The organism is Pseudomonas juntendi, assembly GCF_009932375.1.
Classification (GTDB): Bacteria; Pseudomonadota; Gammaproteobacteria; order Pseudomonadales; family Pseudomonadaceae; genus Aquipseudomonas; species Aquipseudomonas juntendi.
This window is the reverse complement of record NZ_BLJG01000491.1, coordinates 1-409: the sequence shown is the minus strand read 5'-3', so window position 1 is coordinate 409 and position 409 is coordinate 1. Positions and strand designations below refer to the sequence as shown.

Below are 409 nucleotides of genomic sequence, written 5' to 3'. Positions count from 1 at the left end.
GTTCACCCCCACCGAGCTGCGCGTGGTACGCATGGTGCTGGACCAGTGCTTCGTCGACCTGAAGGAAGCCTGGCAGGCCATCATGCCGGTGTCTTTCGAGTACATGAACTCCGAGGTCAACCCGGCCATGGCCAACATCGTCGGCCCGAGCGAGGCAGTGGTGGTGTCCACCTTCCATATCGAGCTGGACGGTGGTGGCGGTGACCTGCACGTGACCATGCCGTATTCGATGATCGAGCCGGTGCGGGAAATGCTCGATGCCGGTTTCCAGTCCGACCTGGACGACCAGGACGAGCGTTGGGTCAAGGCCCTGCGCGAAGACGTGCTGGATGTTGCCGTGCCGATGACTGCCACCGTGGCCCGGCGCCAGTTGAAGCTGCGCGACATCCTGCACATGCAGCCTGGCGAT

Annotated in this window: 1 protein-coding gene; it reads left to right on the top strand. The window is 63.3% G+C overall.

Annotation, left to right across the window (positions count from 1 at the left end; translation table 11 throughout):
* The coding region (locus tag GYA94_RS26895; RefSeq protein WP_255327013.1) for a FliM/FliN family flagellar motor switch protein at window positions 1–409 on the top strand (409 nt) is incomplete at both ends.